The organism is Streptomyces spinosus (genome assembly GCF_020400655.1).
GTDB lineage: Bacteria > Actinomycetota > Actinomycetes > Streptomycetales > Streptomycetaceae > Streptomyces > Streptomyces argyrophylli.
Window position 1 is genome coordinate 1 of the sequence record NZ_JAINRC010000072.1, and the last position, 500, is coordinate 500.

At 70.8% G+C, this 500-nt stretch carries 1 protein-coding gene; it reads right to left on the reverse strand.

Annotated elements, in window-relative coordinates; all coding sequences use genetic code 11:
- The coding region (locus LG395_RS40960; protein ID WP_263983670.1) for an NAD(P)H-dependent oxidoreductase at positions 1 to 500 on the reverse strand (500 nt) is incomplete at both ends.

Genomic DNA, 500 nt, shown 5'->3' on the forward strand with positions numbered 1-500 from the left:
ACGACGCGTTCGGCCTGGATGGCGGCGGCGAGGCGGGTGGTCTCGCCCACGGGCTTGGTGCCCTGGCCGTCGGCGTGGGAGGTGCCGTAGGGGTTGCCGTCGACGAACTTCTGCGGGTTGGTGAAGCCCGGGGTGACGATGATGCCGCCGAAGTGGTGCACGGAGTTGTACAGCGCCAGCAGCGTGGACTCGTGGCCGGCGTGGTCGGTGGCGGTGGAGACGAAGCCGCTGTACACCTTGTCCGCCAGCTTGCCCGCGGCCCACAGGCCGCCGAGCGTGTCGATGAACTGCTTCAGCTGCGAGGAGACGTTGCCGAAACGGGTCGGCGTGCCGAAGATGACGGCGTCGGCCCACTCGATGTCCGCCGGGGTGGCCTCGGGGATGTTCGCGATGGCCGCGTGGTTGGCGGCCCAGGCCGGGTTGGAGTCGATGGCCGCCCGCGGGGCCAGCTCGGCCACCTTCAGCAGACGCACCTCCGCACCCGCCTTCACACCGGCGTC